The sequence below is a fragment of the Burkholderia sp. SJZ089 genome (assembly GCF_007828315.1).
GTDB lineage: Bacteria > Pseudomonadota > Gammaproteobacteria > Burkholderiales > Burkholderiaceae > Burkholderia > Burkholderia gladioli.
In genome coordinates, this window is record NZ_VIUM01000020.1 from 36,865 (window position 1) to 56,521 (window position 19,657).

Sequence of the window (19,657 nt, forward strand, 5' to 3'; positions counted from 1 at the left end):
ATGATGAGCCGTACCTTTTTTGTGGCGTCCGCCGCCCTCCTCTCGCTGACCGCATGCAGTTTCAGCGGATACGACGCCAGTTCCTCGTTCGCTTGCAAGGCGCCCGAAGGCGTGCTTTGTAACAGCATGTCGGGCATCTACGCCAACGCGATGGCCCACAACCTGCCGGAGCAGCGCGTCCATACCGGCTCCGGCGCGACCACGAACGTGACGCTCGGCAGCTACGCGAAGGACGCCGACGCTGGGCACAGCACATCGGGCGCGCCGCGCGGCACGCGGGCCGCGTCCAGTGCCGCTTCCATGGGCATTCTCCCGCGCGCACTCGACAGCGGCGCGCCGGTCCGCACGGCCTCCCGCGAGATGCGGATCTGGTTCGCGCCCTGGCAAGACGCGGATGCGGACCTCCATGACCAGGAATACGTCTACCTGATCGTGGATTCCGGCCATTGGTCGATCGCGCACAACCAGGAGCGCATCCGAGCCGCTTTCCGGCCCGTGATGCCGCCGATCGCGGTAGCTGCGCCGGCTGGCAACGATGGCAAGCCGTCCAACACGGGGGCCAACGCGGACTCCCTGCCGTCTGCGGCGTCGAATGCCGATCGCGTGATGCAAGGCATCCTCACGCCGAGCGGCGCCGTCGATCGTGCTGCGACGATGCCCGGCATCGCCGATCGTTGATTGCGGAGCCGGCCATGACGACCTTGCAAACCTGGTTGGACGATGCGAAGAAATTCGCCCGGACGGCACTCGCTGAGGCAATCCTGGGCACGGAGGACGATCTTGGTCCGCCGGCGCCGACGGCCGCCCAGCAGCGCCTCGTCGAGACGGTGGGGCTCCACCAGTTGCTGCCCTATGACCAGTACGACCCGGCGACCGGGCTCTACTACAACACGGATTCAGTGGGGTTTGTGCTCGCCGTCGCACCGCAGACTGGTGCCGACTCGCAGTTGACGGCAAACCTGCTCGGTCTCTACGACTCGGTCCCGGCCGGCTGTGGCGTCCAGTGGATGCTGCTGGGTGATCCCATCATCGAGGAGACGCTGAACGCCTACGTCGATCTGCGCGAACAGCACGCCAATACCGGACGCGTTCCGCTGTTCTACCTCGAGCAGGCCAAGCGTCGCATTGCGTCCGTCCGCTCGAAGCTCGGCAAGCCGCTGTTTCCGGGCCAGAACTACACGATCACGGACAAGCGGCTGATGTTGTCGATCGTGCGCAAGGGATCGTCCGACGACGTGAAGCTGCGCGAGGAGTTTCAAAACCTACGGGAGGTGGTGATCGCCGTCCTGCGCTCCGCCAGTCTCGCGAGCCGCACCGCTGAGCCAAATGATCTCTTTCGCTTTCTCTGGCCGATCCTGAATCCGGAGTCATTCTTCGGCAAAGGCGCCGACATCCTCGAGCAGACATATAGCGATGACCGCCCCATCCGTGACCAGCTCACGGCCTTCGGTCACCACGCACGGGTTCGCGCCAAACAACTGCTCTTCGGTGTGCCGCCCGAGGAGCCAGGCGAATCGGACGAGCGGATCGCTGTGCGCAGTTTCGGCGTACAGAAGTATCCGGAGAAGAAGGAACTGTGGGAGATGAACAACATCATCGGTTCGTTGTTCAACGATGTCCATCAATACCCATGTCCCTACCTAATCACCTGTGGCGTGATGATTGTCGATCAGACCGCCATGGAAACGCGGGCCGCGCTCCGCGGTGCGCGCGCTACGCAAAATGCTGGATCCAAGATCGCCCATATGCAGCCGGAGCTGGCGCTGCAGAACCGCGATTGGAAGGCCGTCAACATGCAACTGCAGATGGGCGGCTCGATGTGCGAGATGTACCACACGTTGACGCTCTTCGCCCCGCCGAAGCAGATGGGCCGGTGCGCGGCGGCGGCGGAGGGCATCTGGCGTGCGGAGCGGTTCAGCAAGCTCTTTCCGATGTTGACGCAGCAGCTCACGACGTTCCTCGCGGCCATGCCGATGATGCTCACGAGCGACCTGCGCGATGACCTCAAGAAGTTTCGTCTGATCACGACCAAGACGACCGTCAATGCGACGGACATGGCGCCAGTGCTCGGCGAATGGGGCGGCACCGATGGCCGCGCCAGCTTGCTCTTCTTCGGCCGACGAGGCACGCCCACCCTAGTCGACCCCTATGCCAGCTCGACGAACTACAACGGCTTTGTCGATGGTACGTCCGGCGCAGGTAAGTCGGTGTTGATGAACGACATCATCTCGGCCTACCGGTCGGTCGGCGGGATCATCCGCGTTTGCGATGTGGGCTACTCCTACGAGAAGCAAATCAACCTGGCGGGCGGACAGTACATCGATTTCAAGCCAGGCTCCGGGATCATCGTCAATGCGTTTTCAACTGCCGGCCTGGACGCCGACAACGGAATCGACAGCGAGGTCAAATTCATCCGCCCGATTATCGCGCGCATGGTGTCGCCCAATGCACCGATCCTTCCGCTTGAGGGCGCACTGTTGGACCAAGCGGTGCGAAAGGTTTGGGACGACTACGGGCCTGAAGGTAGCCCCACGCGGGTCCGCGCGGCTCTCATGGCGTTGAAGGATCAGAACGAGCTACCTGAGCGGGTTGCCTACGAGCTTGCGGTTCGTCTTGAGCCTTTTTGCGAGGACGGCGTCTACGGTCGGTACGTGAATGGCAAGACCAACGTGCGGCTCGACAACGAAGTCGTTGGACTCGAGCTCGAGCACCTCAATAGCGATCCCCAGCTGCGTACCGTGATCTTGCTCGGCTTCACCAATCAGGTGACCAACGAGATGTATCGCTTCGACCGGTCGCGGCCGAAGTTGTTCTTGACTGACGAGGGATGGCAGATCGTCGGTGACGATCAGGAGACGGCTGACTTCATGGAAGAGGGCTATCGCCGCGCTCGAAAGTACGAGGGCAGCTTCTTCTTCGCGACGCAGGGGATTACCGATGCCGGTATGAACAAGGCAACGCAGGCGGCTTTCGACAATTCCGCCTGGAAATTTCACCTCATGCAGAGCAAGGACACGCTCGAGAAGATCGAGAAGGGCAACGTGATGGATCTGTCACCCGGTCTCAAGCGAATGCTCTTGTCGCTGGCCCCCGTGCGTGGGCGGTACAGCGAGTTCGTCCTCGTTGACCCGAATGGTGGCACGCATCTTCTGCGGCACATCCCCGATGAATTCACCCTGGCCATGGCGACGACCAAGGGACCCGACTTCGAGTTCATGGAGAAACTCCGCGCCGGTGGCGCTTCCATTGAGGACGCGATCCGCGCCTTCATCGAATCCAAACGGAACTGATTATGCGCCACGACCTCGTATTGACCGGCATCATTTCCGTGGGCGCTTCGCTGGTGCTCGGCGGCGTCCTCGGCTTCGCCTGGACGAGCCATCACCAAACTGCCCCCGTTGTCGTCGTCGACGTGCAGAAGCTCATCAGCGACGAGCAAGAAGCCCTGCTGAAGACCTTCAACAACGGCGACCCGGTCCACATGACCGACGACGCGAAGAACAAGGCGACTCAGCATGCGGGCGATTATGCCAAGCGACTGTCGGCCGCGCTGGATCGGCTTGGTGCCGAGTGCGGCTGCGTGGTGGTGAACAAGGCCGCGGTGCTGGCAGGCGCGGCGCCGGACCTGACCGACCAGGTGTCGCGGGGGATCGCGAAGTGATCGTCCTCGTCGCCTACGCCACGCGGCTCGCGCGGTATCGCCGGTTCGTCCGGTCGATGCTTGCGCTGTCGCTCGCGGCCGCGATCGCCTGGAGCCTCACGCCTTGGTTTGGGCTGACATTCAACATGTCGACGAGCCTCCCGGGGACGCTGTACTTCATCCGCAAGCGCACATTCCAGCCGACCGTCGGCGACACGATCGCGTTCCGTTGGCATGGCGGCGCCACCTATCCAGCTGGCCTCACGTTCATCAAGCACGTCGCCGGTGTGCCGGGCGATGTCGTTCGTGTCGTGGGGCGCGAGGTGTGGGTCAACCAGACCTATATCGGCTACGCCAAACCGCTTTCGTTGGCGGGCCTGCCGCTGTTCCCGACCGCTCCTGGCGTGATACCGCCTGGGCACTACTTCGTGGCCACGCCCAACCCTAACAGCCTCGATTCGCGCTATGCGATCGCCGGCACCGTGCCCCAATCCGCCATTGTCGGGGAGGCCTATGAAATTTTCTAAGCGCCACATTGTGTTCGGACTGGTCGCGCTTGTTGTCGCGGTGGCCGGGGCTCACGCCGAGGACCTGGGCGTGGTCGGGCCGACCTATCCGATCGCTGAGCACGACGCGATCGCCATGCTCAAGCACCGCCTGCTCGAGATGCAGGCCAACGGCGGCCTCGCCGCGATCGAGGCGCGGGCGCGCCAGCGCGCTCTGCGTGACATCAAGGACCTGCCGGCCGTGCCAGGCCTGTCCACCGTCACCGAATACGCGAGCCGGCTCATCGATCCGACCGTGACTTACGCCAAGCCCATCACGAACGACGAAGGCGCAGTGATCGTCCCTGCCGGTACGCGGATCAACCCGCTCGACGTCGTGACGCTGCACGAGCGCCTGGTCTTTTTCGACGGTCGCGATCCGGCGCAGGTGAAAGCAGTTCAAGCGCTGGCCGACCGCGACGGAACTGCGGTCAAGCCGATTCTCACGGGCGGCTCCTGGTTCGATCTGACGAAGTCGTGGAAGCGCCAGGTGTTTTTCGATCAGCAGGGGCGCCTGACGCGGCGATTTGGCATCACCCGCGTGCCGGCCGTGATCAGCCAGCAAGGCAACCAGCTGCTGCTCGAGGAAGAGCCGGCAGCTCAACTGCGATGACTGGCAAGGAGAGAACAAGCATGACGGAATTCGACCACATCGACGTGACCGCGATGCATATCGTGCGGTCGGTCGGCTCGGCCGTTTCGACGTTTATTTTTGCTGACGTCCTAAAAACGGTCCAAGACGTGGCACGTGAGCATGGCTATGTCTTCATTCGCTGTGGTCGGCATGACACCTTGCCGCACGCCGTCGTGACGAGCATGCGTGAGTCGCTGTCCCGGCAACTGCGGGCCCGGCTCTTCACGGATTGTGGCGACCGAACGTGCCGCGCGCTGCTTACCGACGTCCTTCTCGCCCTCGAGGAACAAGGTATCGGTCTGGTCATTGATCCGCACGTGATCGCGTCCGAGACGCTCGCGCGCGCTCGTCAGCTCGCATCGACGGGCAGCGGCGAGTCGTTACCAGGTGATGATGCCGGCGCCCTCGCTTCCGCTACCGATAGGCAAGTCAGTCCCAGCCAGGCTATCCGCGCACGCGGTCTGCGGCAACTCTCACCGCAATTCCAACGGGGCCTGCGGATCTTGGTTGTGGCCGCCGCGATCGTCGCGGGTTGCGGCTCCGTCGTCGTGATGGTGCCGACGGGCTTGAGGCTCGCGGAACGGCTCTTCTCGTTCGGTGAGCGTATCGCCACTCACCTGGTTCCCGCAGACCCGGCGGACACGCGGACATCCGCTGCGGTCGCACCGCCACCACTGGACCTGGACGAGCCAGTTTGGCATCGGCCGCAGCCGCATCTTATCCGCCAGCGAAAGCGCGTAACGCAATCCATTAACGGGGATGAACAGCAATGAACGATGTCATGAGCCCCGCCTCCCTCTTCCGTCGCTGGTACATCGTACTGGCCCTGGTGCTGGGCGTGACCGGCCTACCGACGTCGGCGGACGCTGGCCAGTGCGTCGGCCGCTTCGCCAACCCGATCACGGACATCTGCTGGGAATGCGCGTTTCCGATGGCCATCGGCAGCGTGACGTTCCTCAGCCAGGGCCAAGACGACACCACCAACCCGGGCGGGTTCCTCTGCTTCTGCAATGGCACGTTCGGCGTCAAGTTCAGCTTCTGGGAGCCGATCCGGCGCGTCGACGTCACGCGCTCGCCCTACTGCTTCGTGTCGCTCGGCGGGATCTCGCTGAACCCTGGCATTCGCGCTCCGGAGGGTGAGGTGCGGGAACAGAAGGACGACACCAAGCAGAGCTTCTACCAGGTTCACTGGTACACCGACCCCGTCATGTACTACACCGAGATCCTGCTCGACGATCCCTGCATGGAGACCGGCAGCTTCGACGTGGCCTACATGACCGAGGTCGACCCGACCTGGAGTGACGACGACCTGACCGCCCTCCTCGAGCCGGAGACTTACCTGTTCGGAAGTCCCATCGCCCAAGCGGCGTGCGCCGGTGACTGCGTCCTCTCGAGCCTGGGCTTCGGCAGCAACCTGTTGTTCTGGTGCGCCGGCTGCAACGGCTCGATCTATCCGTTCAACGGCCACGTCCAGGCCCACGTGTCGGCCATCCAGGCGTCCTCGCTGTTGGTCGAGCGCATGACAGCAAAGCTGCATCGAGAAGGTTTGATGTGGGGCACGACGGGCGACGGTGCCATGTGCGGCTACTACCTGCAGCCTGTGATGGATAAGACCCAATACAAGTACACGATGCTTTATCCGGTCGCCCAGACCGACAAGATCAACGGCCAGTGCTGCCAGCCTTACGGGCGCAGTTCCGCCCTGTGGGGGGCCGGGAAGATGATCCCCTACACGGGCGAGGACTTCGCCTACGAGATCTTCCGCAAGCGCAACTGCTGCATGGGCGCCAATCTCGGAGATCTGCCCCAATGAACCGGCTTTCCCTTTCCATGGCCGCCGCGAGCCTGATCGCAGTAAGCGCCCTGCCCGCCGGCGGACAGACGCTGTCGAGCGATGCGCTCGCGCGCGAGCAGCAGAAGATCAACGCGTCGCGCCGGGCGACATTCGATGCTGCCGCGAGCGGCGCCGAGCGCTTCCGAGGTGCATTCCCGGCCTCCGGTGCGATCGATGCGGAGATGCGGCGCATCCAGGGCGATCGCGACCGTCAGATGGGCCAGGCGGCCGCGAAGGCGGCGCACGACGGCAACGCCTTCCCCAACCTGCCGACGCCGGCGCCGAGCGCGGCGAGTGCGGATCCGCTCGCTGTCGCCAAGCGCTATGAGAGCCGGACGCAGCGCCGCGTGACCGACTCGTTCGTGGCGTTCGCCAGCTTCTCCATGCCGGCCGCCTCGCTGGTTCGCCTGGTCAAGACGATGAATCAGGCCGGCGGCACCGTGGTGATGCGGGGTTTCAAGGATGACTCGTTGAAGGCGACCGCCGCTGAAATGCAGCGGCTCGGCATCGCCTCCGGCGGCATCGTCGTGAATCCCAAGGCGTTCACCCAGTATCGCGTCGCCCGCGTGCCGGCCTTCGTGGTCACCCAAGGCGGCGACGTCAGCAACCAGGTTGACAGCAGCGGGTGCGCCCTGCCGTCTTCTTACGTCTCGATCTCGGGCGACGTGACGCCTGCCTACGCCCTGCGCCAGATCGTCGATCACAGCCCATCCTACGCCGGTATCGCGGGCCGCTACCTTCGCGCCCTGGGGGATGTCGAGTGATGCCCACGACGTCGACACTGCGCCGATTCGCCCCGCTAGCGATCGCCACTTCCCTTGCGGCGGTTGGCGTCCGCGCGCTGGCCGACGGCCCGACCACCGCATCGGCTTTCGGCGAAGGCCAGTCGTTCGGGACCACCGGCATGAACGCCGCCCACGGCAGCATTTCCGGCGGTGGCGCGAACGTGCCGAACTACACAAACCAGGACGACCAGTTGACGCCGCTGTATGGCGGCGGCCAGGGCGCGCTCGGACCGGCCGGGACGGGCAAGGAAGCCGATTGCTCGACGCAGCCGGCCAATCCCAGCGCCTACTGGCAGCAGGAGTGCGACGCGGTGAATTATCTGGCCAAGAAACCGCCGAACCGCCTGCCTATCACGGCCAGCGACCCGATCGTCACCGGCAGCACCGGGACCATCAACAACCCGGGCACGACCACCGGCACCCAAGACTGCCATAACGTGACGTCGACCGTGCCGGCCACCTACAAGAAGGAAACCTGCGAGCAGGCGGTGGGCACGCAGACCTATACCTGCAACCGCATCAACGATCCGGTCTGTACTGAGCCCTACCAGGGCTGCGCCGCCGGCGGCGTCGTCGAGGGCAGCTTCAACGGCGGCTTCGCGTCGCGTCTCGCCTCCAACTCCGCACTGTGGAACTTCGGCGCGGACACCGGCTACCACGACAACACGGGGTATACCGGCTTCACCGTCTCGAGCTCGATGAGCTTCACCGTCCAGAATCTCGGGCAGATCGGCACCGCGGTCATCAGCCAGATCACGGCGAGCAACACTTTGCGCAGCGTCGACGTCAATGGCGTGACGGTCTATTCCGACGCCCCGGACGGCGGCCGCGTGCTGCAGTGTGGCCAGGCGCAGCTGCCGTCGAATTCGGATGGCACGCCAGGCAGCCTGTCGGCGGGCAATCTGGCGGCACCGCTCGCCGGCGCGGTATTCAACAGCGGTCCCACGGGCAACGGCATTCGAAGCGTCTGCTCAGACAAGACTGCTTTCACGGCCGATGGCGGGCTCACCGAATATCGGGCGTTCTTCCGGTTTGGCAACCACTACGAGGGCAATCCGTCGACCATCTCGCCGAACACCGATATCCGCCAGTACCTGCACGAGGGCGTCAACACCGTCGAGATTCAGGCAGCAATCGGGGGCTATGGGTTCGATGGCGGCGGCGATGCGCGCGTCCAGTTGACGCTGAACCAGATCTGCACGGCGACCTGCACGCCGAACTGGATCGACCAATGCACCTCTTTCGAGCAGCGGGCGGCGCAATGATGGCTCGCGACCTGTCCTACCTCGTTCGCGCGCTCCAAGGAGTCGGCCTGTCCGTCGCCCTGCTCTTCGCGCCGGCGGCCAAGGCGGTGCCGACCTGCCAGCTGACGGGGTCCACCTGCGTCGAGCCTGCCGCGACCCGCGTGATCAACGGCATTTCGGTCTACCAGGATTGCTGGAACTACCAAGATACATACGAATGCCAGGCCGCCTCGGCTGTCAACGACTGTACGCCGCTGCAGCAGCAAGGGTGCGGCCTGGTCGACCAGCAGTGCGTGTCGTACAACGATGCGTCGCCGGGCAGTTGCGACACGATGCAATACACCTACCAGTGTCTGGATACGCCTGCGCACACCACCACGGTCACGCAGTGCACCAACACGATGTGCGCGCCGGGCGCCGGCTGCTTCTCCTCGAGCAGCAGCCCGGATGGTGCGCTCGGTCAGGTCGTGTCTGGGCTAGAGACAGGCCGAGAAGCCGGTGCCTACGGCGTGGACGGCGCCGGCAACGTCAACATTTTCAAGGGCTACGACAGCAGCTGCTCGATCAAGGTGCTAGGCGGCGTCGAGATCAAGAGCTGCTGCACGAGCAATGGCGGCGGCGGAGCGTACACCAACAACGCCATCTCCGGCGCGGCGGTCAGCGCCGGGCTTTCGGTTGCCGGCAGCGCGGCCAAGCAGGGTATCGCCCTCGGCTCGAAGTACGTCTATGACCAGCTGTACCAGACGGTCGACAGCACGCTGGTGAATTCCGGTCTTCGCCAGATGGGATCCTGGGCCACGAGCGTGCTCGACAAGCCAGGGACATTCGGCGTCTATGGCTTCCAGTTCTCGTTTTCGCTCTCCAACGGGTTCCAATTCGTCGAGTTCAATCCGACGATCTTCGCCGCCGAAATTGCCGCCCAGCTGATCCAAATGTGGCTTGCCTGTAGCCAGGACGAGCAGGTCCTGAGCCTCAAGCGCGGTCAGAACCTGTGCGTCCAATACAGCCAAGGCTGCTCCAAGCGCGTGCTCGGCGTGTGCGTCGAGGAGAAGAAGAGCTACTGCTGCTTCAACTCCCTGATCGCCAAGATCGTCAATCAGCAGGGAAAGGCTCAGCTCGGCATCCCGTTCGCCGGTTGCGGTGGCTTCACCGCCGACCAGCTGCAGCAGATCGATTTCTCCAAGATCGACTTCACTGAGTTCGTCAATTCCATCCAGTCCAAGGCGGTCGACCAGGACGCGATCCTGCAGCGCGTGCAGCAGGCGATCAGCAGTGGCAAGGGGGTATCCCAATGAAACGGCTTCTCTTCTGCGTCGCCGCCGCGGCTTTGCTGGCGGCAGCACCCGCAGCCCGCGCCAGCAGCTACGACGATTTCAGCGCCGTGCTGGTCGACGCGATCGATCACGGCACCTCGTTTGGTGCCCTGCGCGGCCCTGTTGCCCTTTCGCTTACCGAGAAGCTGCACGCCAACGGCCCGGTTTACGTCACCGCGCGCCCGATCGGCGATCTGCCCCGCGCGGGCTGTAAGCGCCTGGATGTGCTGTTCGACATCCGCGGCGTGCAAACCGATGCCGGAGAAACCAGCGGCCGGCTCGACTTGAAGATGAATTATTGCCGCGACGGCGTGCCGCCGATCGGCTTGTCCGAACGCGGTGCATCGGGCGCCCGGCAGGCCGACACCTCCTCAATTCACTGACCGGAGATTTTGTATGAGCGACGAATCGTATTTCTTCCTGCGCCAGTTGCGTCCGAGGTGGATCTTTCCGCTGCTGCTGAGCGTGCCGACATACGTGCGGCGGTTCTTCTTTGTTGCGGTTCTTGTCCCGTGCAGCGTGCCGCTTGCGGCGATTTTCCTCAACAACTTTGGCTCCATTACCGCAACTACTCAAGTCGTGTTGGAGATGGCAGCCGGAACCGGAACGGATCCGAACGTGATTACGGTTCATACGTGCGACGACGACTTTGTTCGGTCCGGCGAGCACGACTTTGAGCCCCATGCGTGCAGCCATTTCCGCACCGACAACGTGCCCATCGCGAAGCTTGCCGCCGATAGCGCCAAATGGTTGCGCGTCGAATACCTCTGCATCGTGTTCATTACATGGATAGTTTGCGCCTACGGATGGCGGCCCACACCGCTTGGCTTCTATTTCAAACGGCACCGCGCTAGGGACTCCGGCAATGCCGGGTCTTCCCACCGCGCACCGGCACATGGAGACGAGAAATGACCCTGCAGATCACCATCATCGATACGCGGGCAGCGCAGGCACCTGATATGCCGAGTCACTTGTTCGCAGGTGCCGGCAGCGATTCTGCAACGTTCCGGGTGACGGCAGGCGATCCGCCTCCACGTGAGGTCGTTGCCCAGCGGCTGGATAACGCAATCGCGGGCGCCTGCCTGGTGGATTACGACCAGGCGACGGGCCAAGGCAGCTTTGTTGTAGTCGACGGCGAAGCGCCGCCGGCCGGCGCGATACTGATGTTCGGCGACTTCTCTCGCGCGGTCGCAGCCGCGAGGGCCGCCCCCTTGCTGCGTGGTGAGTTTAGTCTCGCCGCACCGACCATCGAGCAGTTCTACGATGATCTCAATGGTCATGATTGGTTTTCCTGTCATTCCGACAATCCCCAGGTGTATGGAAGTGGGAGCGAAGAAGTCGCTCGCATCGAGGCGATCGTGCAGCGCCTCGGCGGCGACCACGCCGCGCTCTACGATGCGTTCAAGAGGCACCATTTCTCTGGCGAGCCGTGGTCGACACCTAAGTGGGACAAGCCGGCTCGGCCTGTAGATGGTGTGCTTGTCCTGCCCCAAGCGCCCAAGAAGCTCTCTCCGAGCGCCGCGTCACGCTACGCAAAGGCAACGCCTGGAGACGAATTAAGCGTCCGTGGCTTCGATGAAGCGGCAATCGAGGAGCGAGACGAGCTCGATAACCTGGTTGTCATGGCGGTGGCGTGGCGTCGAACGCGAAATTCGCGAGTCGCCCTATCGTCCACGGGGCATCTGCCTTGGCGCGAACGTCTATGGCGAGCGCTCGGACTCGACAGGAGGCACGCGAAGGAGGTTGCCCGAGCTAAACACAACCATGCGGAGATCGAGTCGCGGCTCATCGCCGCCGCTGCCGCAGCAGAGAGAACGTCTTTCTACGAGGAGCTTATCGACTGGCGCGCGGACGAACGAGCAGCACGCGCACGTGCACGATCGGCGCTCGCCAACGGTCGTATGCGGCGCCAAGCTGAAGGTCAGCCGGGAGCGGGGAAATGAGCGGCCGGATCACGATCCGGCGACGCCACTCCCTTGGCGCTTTGCCACGGCGGTCTGCGTTCACCACCACGAGACGCGAGGTGCTGCAGGCCGTGTCTCAGGCGGTGTGCGATCTGCGGGTGACGGTTTGGGTGCCGGCGGAACTTGATCGGACGTCGAGAGGCTCGGAGGTGCAGCGATGACACGTCTGCACTATGTCGGCCTCGCGATGGCGAGCACGATCGCGGCTATGGCAATCATGTCGTCGAACGCGGACGCCGCTGGAGGCGATTATCCGTCCGCCTGGCAATGCGACGGCCAGGCGAAATTCAACTGGTATTGCGACGACGAGAAGCCTGCTGCGCCGGCAGCGGCGAGCGCGCCGAAGCCGGCGGATACAGACGACTTCGACAAGATCAAGTCGGCCGACGAGATGCGTGAGATGTTGAAGCACCGGCTCGACGTCGCGACCATGGACCCCACGCCGGCAAACATCAAGTCGTATATCAAGCTCTGGCAGTTCGTTCAGAACAAGAGTGCGGTGTTCGCGGACGTCTGGCGTCGCGATGTCTGGCAGGACCCGAGCCTCGATTACTCCCTCAAGCGGCCGACCAATAACGTGGCGGTGCATACCTATGACCAGGCCCGAGACTCGGACCAGGATGCCCAGCTGCGCGCGCTTGCTGAGAAGCATGGCTTGATTTTCTTCTTCCGCTCGGACTGCCCGTACTGCCATGCGATGGCGCCCACGATCCAGTTGCTCGCCCAGCGCTATGGCATCGACGTGCTGCCGGTCTCGCTCGACGGCCGCGGCATCCCGGGATTTCCGAGCCCCACGCCGGACCAGGGGCAGGCCGCGACCTGGGGCGTCCAGCAGGTGCCGGCGCTCTTCATCGCGTCGAAGGAGACCGGCGACCACGCCATGATCGGCTCCGGAACACTGTCCCTCCAAGACATCATCGATCGCATCTTCGTCCTGACGGCCTCGAAGCCGGGGGAGCTCTTCTAATGAAACCGACCCGCTGGATCGCAGCAGTCACCGCCGCCATCATGATCGCCGCCCCCGTTTGCGCGCAGGCGATGTCGATGCAACAGGTGTTCGACTCGATCAATTCGATGGGTAACGTCTCGAGCCCGCGCGCCCTCCAGGGCGAGACGATGGACATGTACAGCGGCGGCAGCGTTTTTATGCGCACGCCCCACAAGACCTACCAGCTCGCCAGCGTGACCGCCCCGGATTGGGGTGCTGGGTGCGGCGGCATCGACCTGTTCGCCGGCGGCTTCAGCTTCATCAACAAGGAGCAGTTCGTCGCCCTGCTGCGCAATATTGGCTCCAACGCGCTGGGGTATGCATTCAAGCTGGCGCTGCAGAACCTCTGCCCGACCTGCGACAACGTCATGCAATCGCTGCAGACGATCGCGCGCGACGTCAATCGCATGAACATCGACTCGTGCCAGGCCGCCGAGGGCATCGTCAATGCTGTGACGCCCGTGGCTTGGAAAAAGGAGCAGACGAACCTCGCCGACACGCTCGGGCCGTTCACGAACCTGTATTCGGACATGACCGACGCCTGGACGAACACGGGCAACAGCGCCGCCCAGGCTGCGCAGACGATCAACACGGCCACCGCGTCGAATGCGAACCTGGCGGCCAAGCAGCCCTATGGCAATGTGACCTGGCAGGCGCTGCAGCAGCTGCCCGACCTGAGCGACTCCGACCGGGAATTCCTCATGTCGCTCGTCGGCACCGTCATTTTCCCTGACCCGTCGGATTCCGGCGGTAGCGAGGTCAACCCCGTATTCCTGCCGCGCATCGGCAGCCTGTCGGTGCAGGAGCTGGTCGGCAACGATCCGTCGTCCGACACCGGTGGCACGATTCAAGTGTACGTCTGCGACGAGACGTCGAAGTGCCTGAACCCCTCGGTGCAGGAGATCGGCTACACCACCTTCCGAACGCTCGTCCAGCAGAAGCTGCAGGTGATCACCAATGCGATTGCTTCGCGATCGGCGATCCCTAACCCGGACGACACGTTCCGCTTCCTCAGCATGACCGACCTGCCGGTCTACAAGATGATCGCGATCGGCACCCGGTTGAACAATTCGGCCCTGGCCGACCAGCTGCTGAGCACCTACCAGTCGCTGATCGCGGCCAAGTACGCCGAGGCCTATATCCACGGCTCGGCCGAGGATCTGCGCCGCGCGATCGCCCGTTACAGCACGGTGAAGTCGAGCACCTCCTTGCTCGACCAGGCGACGAAGCTCAACGGCAATATCGACACGGTCGAAGCCGAGGCGCGCAGCGTCGTGATGCAGGCCTTCAGCCAGACGTCGAACGCATGGGCGCTCGTGGAGCAGCTCCAGTCGATCGAGCGTGCCGTGCATGCCAACGTGTCGGCCTCGCTGCGCAGCTCGCTCGCGTTCGGCCAAACCCTGACGTCGGGGGGCGCCCAATGAACATGGAAATCGACACCTACGGCAATGTCGATTCCCTGTACTACGTGATGCAGGGCGTCGCGTCGTTCATGGGCAGTGGCACCTGGACGGGGCTCATCAGGTACACGCTGTTGTGCGGTGTGGTGATCTGGACCATCGTCGCGATCGGCCGCAAGGGAACGGAAATTTTCCGCTGGTTCGCCGGCGCCATGCTGATGACGCAGCTGCTGTTGGCGCCCGTGGAGAACGTGTTCATTTCCGACGTCAACAATGTGCAGCCGACGCGGGAGGTCGACCATGTGCCGGTGTTCCTGGCCGCGCTCGCACAGGGCTTTACGCCCATCTCGCGCGTGCTCACGCAAGCCTACGAGACCGTGTTTAGCGTCCCGGATTCCCTCACCTTGAAGAAGGGGGATGTCGGTTTCGGGATATCCGTGCTGAAGAAGGTGAACCAGGCCGAGATCACCGATCCGGGCCTGCATGCGGATTTGATGCAGTTCTTCAAAGAATGCACGGTCTACGACATCCAGGATGGAGCGATCGACCCGAAGACCATCATGAACGGTACCGACCCGTTCAATACGGTGTTCACGTCGACCAGCCCGGCGCGATATGTCACGACCAACACGCTGACGGCGAACCCGACAACCGACACCTGCACCGCGACGGGCACGCTGCTGCTGATCCGCGTGCAGGACGCCGAGCAGTCCGCCGAGCAGATCTACGGAAGCGAGATGTACCCGGAGATCTCGGATCCAGGGATGGCCAAGGCGGCGTTCGTCAACGCCATCGGCGATTCCTACGGGTTCATTCTGCAATCCTCGCAGAACGCGTCGTCTGCCCTGCGCCAGGCCATGTTCAACAACGTCTGGCGCCAGGCCGGCGCCGAGCTGCCCGCGATGCTGAACGACCCGGCGCGCGTGGCCGAGGTCAACGCGTTGATGAGCTCTGCGCAGGCGGCCCTGGCCACCAACGGGTCCCTGGCCAGCGTGGCCATTCTGGCCAAGGATACATTGCCGACCGTGAGGAACTACGCCGAGGCGGTGATCTATGCCGTGTGTCCTCTCGTTTTGGTGATGTGCCTGGTCAGTGGCGGTGACGCGGCCAAGAAGATCCTGGCCATGTACGGGAAGACCATCGGCTGGGTGTCGCTTTGGCCCGTGCTGTTCGCGATGATCAACGGCCTGTCGATGATCCGGCTGAGCCACGTGATGCACTCGATGTCGCTTCAGAACGGCGTGCCGTTCGGGATGGCGGCGAAGTTCGGTTCGACGCTGATCGACGAGCAGGCGTTGCTGGGCTACATGGTGATCATCGTGCCGGTCCTTGCCTGGGGGATCCTGAACGTCGCCAGCGCGGGCCTCAACGGGGCGTTTGGGATGCTTAGCCGAGCGGTGACCGGCCCGGCTGAGCAGATCGGTGGCCAGCAGGCCCAGGGTAACGAGTCGATCGGTAACGTGCATATGGATTCGTCGTCGATCGACAGCGCGTCGCGCAACGTGACGTCCGCAAACAAGTTCGACAACACGGTTCAGTCGCGCACAGGGTCGATGAACGTGGACACCGGCACCGGGTCCGCTTTCACGAATTTCTCCAACGGGCTGATTGCGCGCACCGACTATCAGAACAGTCTGGGCGTGTCGGCCACCTCCCAACAAGCGTTCGAGCGCTCGCTCGGTACTGACTCATCGACGGGCGTGTCGTCGAACCAGACCAGTTCCGCCTTTTCGGGTCGAGAGCAGGTCGCCTCGAGCACGTCCAGCGTGTCCAACAGCCAGGAGCGTGGCACCACGCAGCGCGTCGGTGACGAATCCAGTTCCGGCACGCGTGGATCCACGAGCCAATCGGGCGAGCGGCGGACGTCCGTCGACCAGCAGTATGGCGTGGACCAGTCTCATTCGGTGGAAGGGCAAACCTCCGTGGGTGGAAAGGGGTCCATCGCACTTGGCGGGTTCTTCGAAAAGTCTTTTGGTGACGACGTCGCAGCAGGCGCAAACCCTGCTCCGGGAGGAAAAGGCGCCGGAGGAAGCGGGCGGCCGGGGAATTCCAATCAGCCTATGTTTGATCAGGGGGAAGAAGACCGGCTTGCGCATAAAGCTGAGTCGCTTGGCAAGTCGCCGCAGGAGGTGCAGGCGGTCCGCGACGCCTATCGAAACAAAGTCAAGGCCGTGGATTACGCGACAGGCGGCGGGACGGGTAGAGGCAAGGCTGGAGGCCGACTTGGCCTCGATATCTCGGGCGAGGGCGGCTACACCAAGTCGTGGAGAAATTCTGAGGCGGAGAGATTCGTCGACCAGTACAGCAGCTTGGGGGCCTTCAGCGAGAGTGATCAATATACGCGCGAAGGCTCCCAAATCCACACGGATTCCACGGGGATGGATTCGGGGCAGCATGCTCGCACGGATCACTCGGCGTCGTTGACCGATCAGGCATCCTCAGGCTCGCGTGTCGCCGCCGATCTGTCGCGTAGCGCCGATGTGCGTCAGCGTGGTTCAACGCAGACGGTCTCGCGTGTTGATACGTCGACGAATCTCATGACGCCGGAGAACCTGCAGAAGGTCGCCGCGCGCAACGGCATGCGGTATAGCCAGTTGATGACGCTGTCCGGTGATGATCTGGCGCGACTTGTTTCAGAAGATGCCTCCATGCGGGATATCGTCTCGCGCAATTCGACGCTACCCACCACCGCACGCGATGGCACTGCCCTACCTGCTGGTCAGGCCGACGTAGTTCGCCAGAACCGACGCGATCGGAACTCGGTCGGGGCAGGCGTGGCTGCCGCCTACAAGGGCTTTGTTGGCGCAGTTGGTCCTGCGGACACGAGCGCCCTTGACGTTTCCACGCCCATGCCCGAGGCCGTTTCCGACGCGCAGCAACGCGTGGGTGCGATGGAACAGCGTGTGTCGACCGACGCGACTTCACCAATTAAGCAAGTGAATGCCCACGTTGATCCGTCCTCCGACAATAAGCCGCTCATGACGCCAGAGCGGGCTCCCGGGCGTCCTATGCCGCTCCCCACTTCCCCGCCCTCGCCGGTGGGCATGCAGTCGTCGGGCTCGAACGGTCATGCTCCGTTTGATGCTTGGCGCAGTGACATTGCGGCCCAGCCCTTATCGTCCGGCAGCGCCGCAACGCCGACAGCAGTTGACAGGTTCCTGCATTCCGGCGCTCCCATCGCTGGAAATCTGATGCTGGATACACGGGCGGGAAGCGCCGAACCGTCCAGTGATTCTTCTGCCGCTCGCCTACAGGAATCCGACTTCCGGATTTTGGCTCTGGATGCCGGCGATGCGGCGCAGACTCGAGGGCAAAGGCACGGAAATCAAGCGGACCGAGCCGCAACATCAGTCATGGGTACGTCGCCCATGCGTGCGATGGCTGCGAAACCCGTCAGCTTTGGGGCACCCACTGCAGTAGATCCGCTCGCGGTCGGCGACCGGCCGGGTGACACGGGCCTCGCCGTAAATTCACCGGGTATGAGCGACTCGACCGGTGCTCGGATACCCGGCGTGCCTGGGATGCCGATCAATGCTATCGGAAAGGAGGGCCGGCAAGACGCCGTCACTGGTGCTGGAGCACCGCGACCTAGCGTCCCTAATGTACCTCCGTCACGGTCGAACGAAGGACATGGGCTTTCGTCGACGGTCGACAAAAGTCAGGTAGCGCCTGCCGCCGCCCCAGACATAACCTCCCACAATCGAACACAACCCGAGCGTTCGGGAAGCTTCTCAGGTCCTGCAGCCTTCGAAAAGGCGCCGGAGTCGACTGAGCTTCCGGTGGCAACCGGTCAAACGGGGCGCCCCGTGGACGACGCGGAAAAAACCGGATCTGCAACATCGCCGAGTGCGTTGTCTTCCTCGCGCCGTTTCGCAACCGACTCGGGAAATTCTGTACGGCGCAAGTCAGTCGCTCCCAATACGGACGGCCAGGGAAATGATGCCAATGAACAATGAAAAAGGGGCCGTTCGGCCCCCTCACAAGACGCTGTATTCGCCCTCAGTGAATGTCGGCGCACGACCTTCAGCGACGGGTATTCGGGTGATAGCGGATATCGTCCATCGCACTACAGTGAGCACCGAACCTGTCCCGGTGTTCAAGGTAGGACCCGCTTGTCATAGTCAAATGCCCCATTTTTACTGCCATCGCAACTTGAACAAATACTGTAAGAATGCAGGAGAACAAAGCGCCGAATATAAGAACGGCAATGGAGAGCTGCAATACCGTGACGACAATGGCCGCAATCAGCAAAATGGCCAGGTAGCTCCACATAATCTTCCGGTATATCGGACGGCCACTTCGCGACGCGATGAAGGATGTAAAGACCGAGAAAACCACGGCAGCCAGCGCAGCGATGAAATTGGCAAGTACGTAATCCATGATAAGCGTCCCCATACGCAATTAATGTTGACGTTACGCCTCATTCGGCGTAGTGGCAAGCGAATCCGCCATAACACAATGGCGTGCGGCATTAATTCGCTCATGCCGCGTATTCGCAGATTTTCTGCGGTGAGCCGGGTGCGACTTGCAGTGCTCACGATTCCCGCTCTCCTCCTGTGCGCGTGCGCTTCCGCCCACGGCGACGACGCGTGCTCCACGCCCTATGCCGGCGTCGGCCAGCAGTTGCACGGCGGGAGGCCAGCATGAAAGGCTTTTTCGTTGTCGTGGTTCTTGCTGGCGTCGGCTACTACTTCCTGCACGACAGCGGGTTGCCCGATCTAGGCGGCTTGTCGACGTCCGTCAGCAACCTGACCGGTTCCCTCAAACGGACGTCCGAAGGTGTCAGCCACTCCGAGGCGTCCGCCTCGAGCGATCGCGCGTCCGTGCAATTCGCCACCTCGCCCGACGGCCAGGCCGAGGCACTCGTGCTTCGCGTCATCGACAGCGCGCAGTCGGAGCTCGACGTCGCGGCCTACGAGCTCACCAATCGTCGAATCGTCACCCACCTGATCGACCGCGCCCGCGCCGGCGTCCAGGTGCGCGTGGTTCTCGACCGGTCCCAGCTCGACGGGCGTGGCTCCAAGCTCGGTGAACTCGCCGCAGCGGGCATCCCGGTCCGGATCGACTTGGCCGTACCGCTCATGCACGACAAGTTCATCGTGGCCGACAGCGACACAACGCAGACGGGCTCCATGAACTACACGCAGGCCGGTGCCTATCACAACGCCGAAAACGTCCTTGTCATCTGGCATCACCCGATCGTCGCGACGGCCGTGCGCGCCGCGTGGACGCGGCTCTGGAACGAATCGAAGCCGTATACGGCGAGTTGATCGGCATGCGCCGCTCAGCCGCCTACTTTGCCCAAGGAGA

At 63.2% G+C, this 19,657-nt stretch carries 18 protein-coding genes; 17 read left to right on the forward strand and 1 reads right to left on the reverse strand.

The window, feature by feature from the left end:
- The 16 genes from traV to FB600_RS29885 all read left to right on the forward strand — a co-directional run bounded on the left by traV (position 1) and on the right by FB600_RS29885 (position 18,303).
- Complete coding sequence (gene traV, locus FB600_RS29810) at positions 1–678, forward strand: type IV conjugative transfer system lipoprotein TraV (RefSeq protein ID WP_145757854.1); 678 nt, start codon at positions 1–3, stop codon at positions 676–678.
- A 14-nt stretch (positions 679–692) separates the two neighbouring features.
- Complete coding sequence (traC, locus tag FB600_RS29815) at positions 693–3,290, forward strand: type IV secretion system protein TraC (RefSeq protein ID WP_145757853.1); 2,598 nt, start codon at positions 693–695, stop codon at positions 3,288–3,290.
- A 2-nt stretch (positions 3,291–3,292) separates the two neighbouring features.
- Positions 3,293–3,661: a TrbI F-type domain-containing protein gene (locus FB600_RS29820; protein WP_145757852.1), complete on the forward strand. Its 369-nt coding sequence runs from the start codon at positions 3,293–3,295 to the stop codon at positions 3,659–3,661.
- Positions 3,658–4,167, forward strand: a complete 510-nt coding sequence (locus FB600_RS29825) for a S26 family signal peptidase (RefSeq protein WP_145757851.1) — start codon at positions 3,658–3,660, stop codon at positions 4,165–4,167. Before FB600_RS29820 ends, FB600_RS29825 begins: the two co-directional genes overlap by 4 nt.
- Positions 4,154–4,798 carry a type-F conjugative transfer system protein TraW gene (traW, locus tag FB600_RS29830; RefSeq protein ID WP_145757850.1) on the forward strand — a complete coding sequence of 215 codons (645 nt, stop codon included), beginning with the start codon at positions 4,154–4,156 and terminating at the stop codon, positions 4,796–4,798. Before FB600_RS29825 ends, traW begins: the two co-directional genes overlap by 14 nt.
- Positions 4,799–4,818: 20 nt before the next feature.
- Positions 4,819–5,592: a hypothetical protein gene (locus tag FB600_RS29835; RefSeq protein WP_145757849.1), complete on the forward strand. Its 774-nt coding sequence runs from the start codon at positions 4,819–4,821 to the stop codon at positions 5,590–5,592.
- A gap of 8 nt (positions 5,593–5,600) precedes the next feature.
- Positions 5,601–6,632: a conjugal transfer pilus assembly protein TraU gene (gene traU, locus FB600_RS29840; RefSeq protein WP_098183343.1), complete on the forward strand. Its 1,032-nt coding sequence runs from the start codon at positions 5,601–5,603 to the stop codon at positions 6,630–6,632.
- Positions 6,629–7,417 (forward strand): type-F conjugative transfer system pilin assembly protein TrbC, encoded by a 789-nt coding sequence (gene trbC / locus FB600_RS29845; protein WP_145757848.1) that lies wholly within the window; start codon positions 6,629–6,631, stop codon positions 7,415–7,417. Before traU ends, trbC begins: the two co-directional genes overlap by 4 nt.
- Positions 7,417–8,703, forward strand: coding sequence for a hypothetical protein (locus tag FB600_RS29850; protein WP_145757847.1), 1,287 nt, complete (start codon positions 7,417–7,419; stop codon positions 8,701–8,703). Before trbC ends, FB600_RS29850 begins: the two co-directional genes overlap by 1 nt.
- The gene (locus FB600_RS29855; protein WP_261383496.1) at positions 8,670–9,977 is read left to right on the forward strand and encodes a conjugal transfer protein TraN; all 1,308 of its coding nucleotides are present in this window, start codon (positions 8,670–8,672) and stop codon (positions 9,975–9,977) included. The genes FB600_RS29850 and FB600_RS29855 overlap by 34 nt, the downstream gene beginning before the upstream one ends.
- Positions 9,974–10,378 carry a hypothetical protein gene (locus FB600_RS29860; RefSeq protein ID WP_145757846.1) on the forward strand — a complete coding sequence of 135 codons (405 nt, stop codon included), beginning with the start codon at positions 9,974–9,976 and terminating at the stop codon, positions 10,376–10,378. Before FB600_RS29855 ends, FB600_RS29860 begins: the two co-directional genes overlap by 4 nt.
- Before the next feature lie 13 nt (positions 10,379–10,391).
- On the forward strand, positions 10,392–10,907 hold the full coding sequence (locus tag FB600_RS29865) for a hypothetical protein (RefSeq protein WP_145757845.1): 516 nt from the start codon (positions 10,392–10,394) through the stop codon (positions 10,905–10,907).
- Positions 10,904–11,938: a hypothetical protein gene (locus tag FB600_RS29870; RefSeq protein WP_145757843.1), complete on the forward strand. Its 1,035-nt coding sequence runs from the start codon at positions 10,904–10,906 to the stop codon at positions 11,936–11,938. The genes FB600_RS29865 and FB600_RS29870 overlap by 4 nt, the downstream gene beginning before the upstream one ends.
- A gap of 178 nt (positions 11,939–12,116) precedes the next feature.
- Entirely contained in the window at positions 12,117–12,926 is an 810-nt protein-coding gene (locus tag FB600_RS29875; RefSeq protein WP_145757841.1) for a conjugal transfer protein TraF, read from the forward strand.
- Positions 12,926–14,371, forward strand: a complete 1,446-nt coding sequence (locus tag FB600_RS29880; protein ID WP_145757839.1) for a conjugal transfer protein TraH — start codon at positions 12,926–12,928, stop codon at positions 14,369–14,371. Before FB600_RS29875 ends, FB600_RS29880 begins: the two co-directional genes overlap by 1 nt.
- A gap of 2 nt (positions 14,372–14,373) precedes the next feature.
- Positions 14,374–18,303: a conjugal transfer protein TraG N-terminal domain-containing protein gene (locus tag FB600_RS29885; RefSeq protein ID WP_261383497.1), complete on the forward strand. Its 3,930-nt coding sequence runs from the start codon at positions 14,374–14,376 to the stop codon at positions 18,301–18,303.
- A gap of 67 nt (positions 18,304–18,370) precedes the next feature.
- On the opposite strand, the gene FB600_RS29890 is transcribed toward FB600_RS29885, so the two are convergent.
- Positions 18,371–18,727 carry a hypothetical protein gene (locus FB600_RS29890; protein WP_186467888.1) on the reverse strand — a complete coding sequence of 119 codons (357 nt, stop codon included), beginning with the start codon at positions 18,725–18,727 and terminating at the stop codon, positions 18,371–18,373.
- A gap of 263 nt (positions 18,728–18,990) precedes the next feature.
- On the opposite strand from FB600_RS29890, the gene FB600_RS29895 reads away from it, so the two are divergent.
- Positions 18,991–19,617 (forward strand): phospholipase D family protein, encoded by a 627-nt coding sequence (locus FB600_RS29895; RefSeq protein WP_145757836.1) that lies wholly within the window; start codon positions 18,991–18,993, stop codon positions 19,615–19,617.
- Positions 19,618–19,657: the final 40 nt, after the last annotated feature.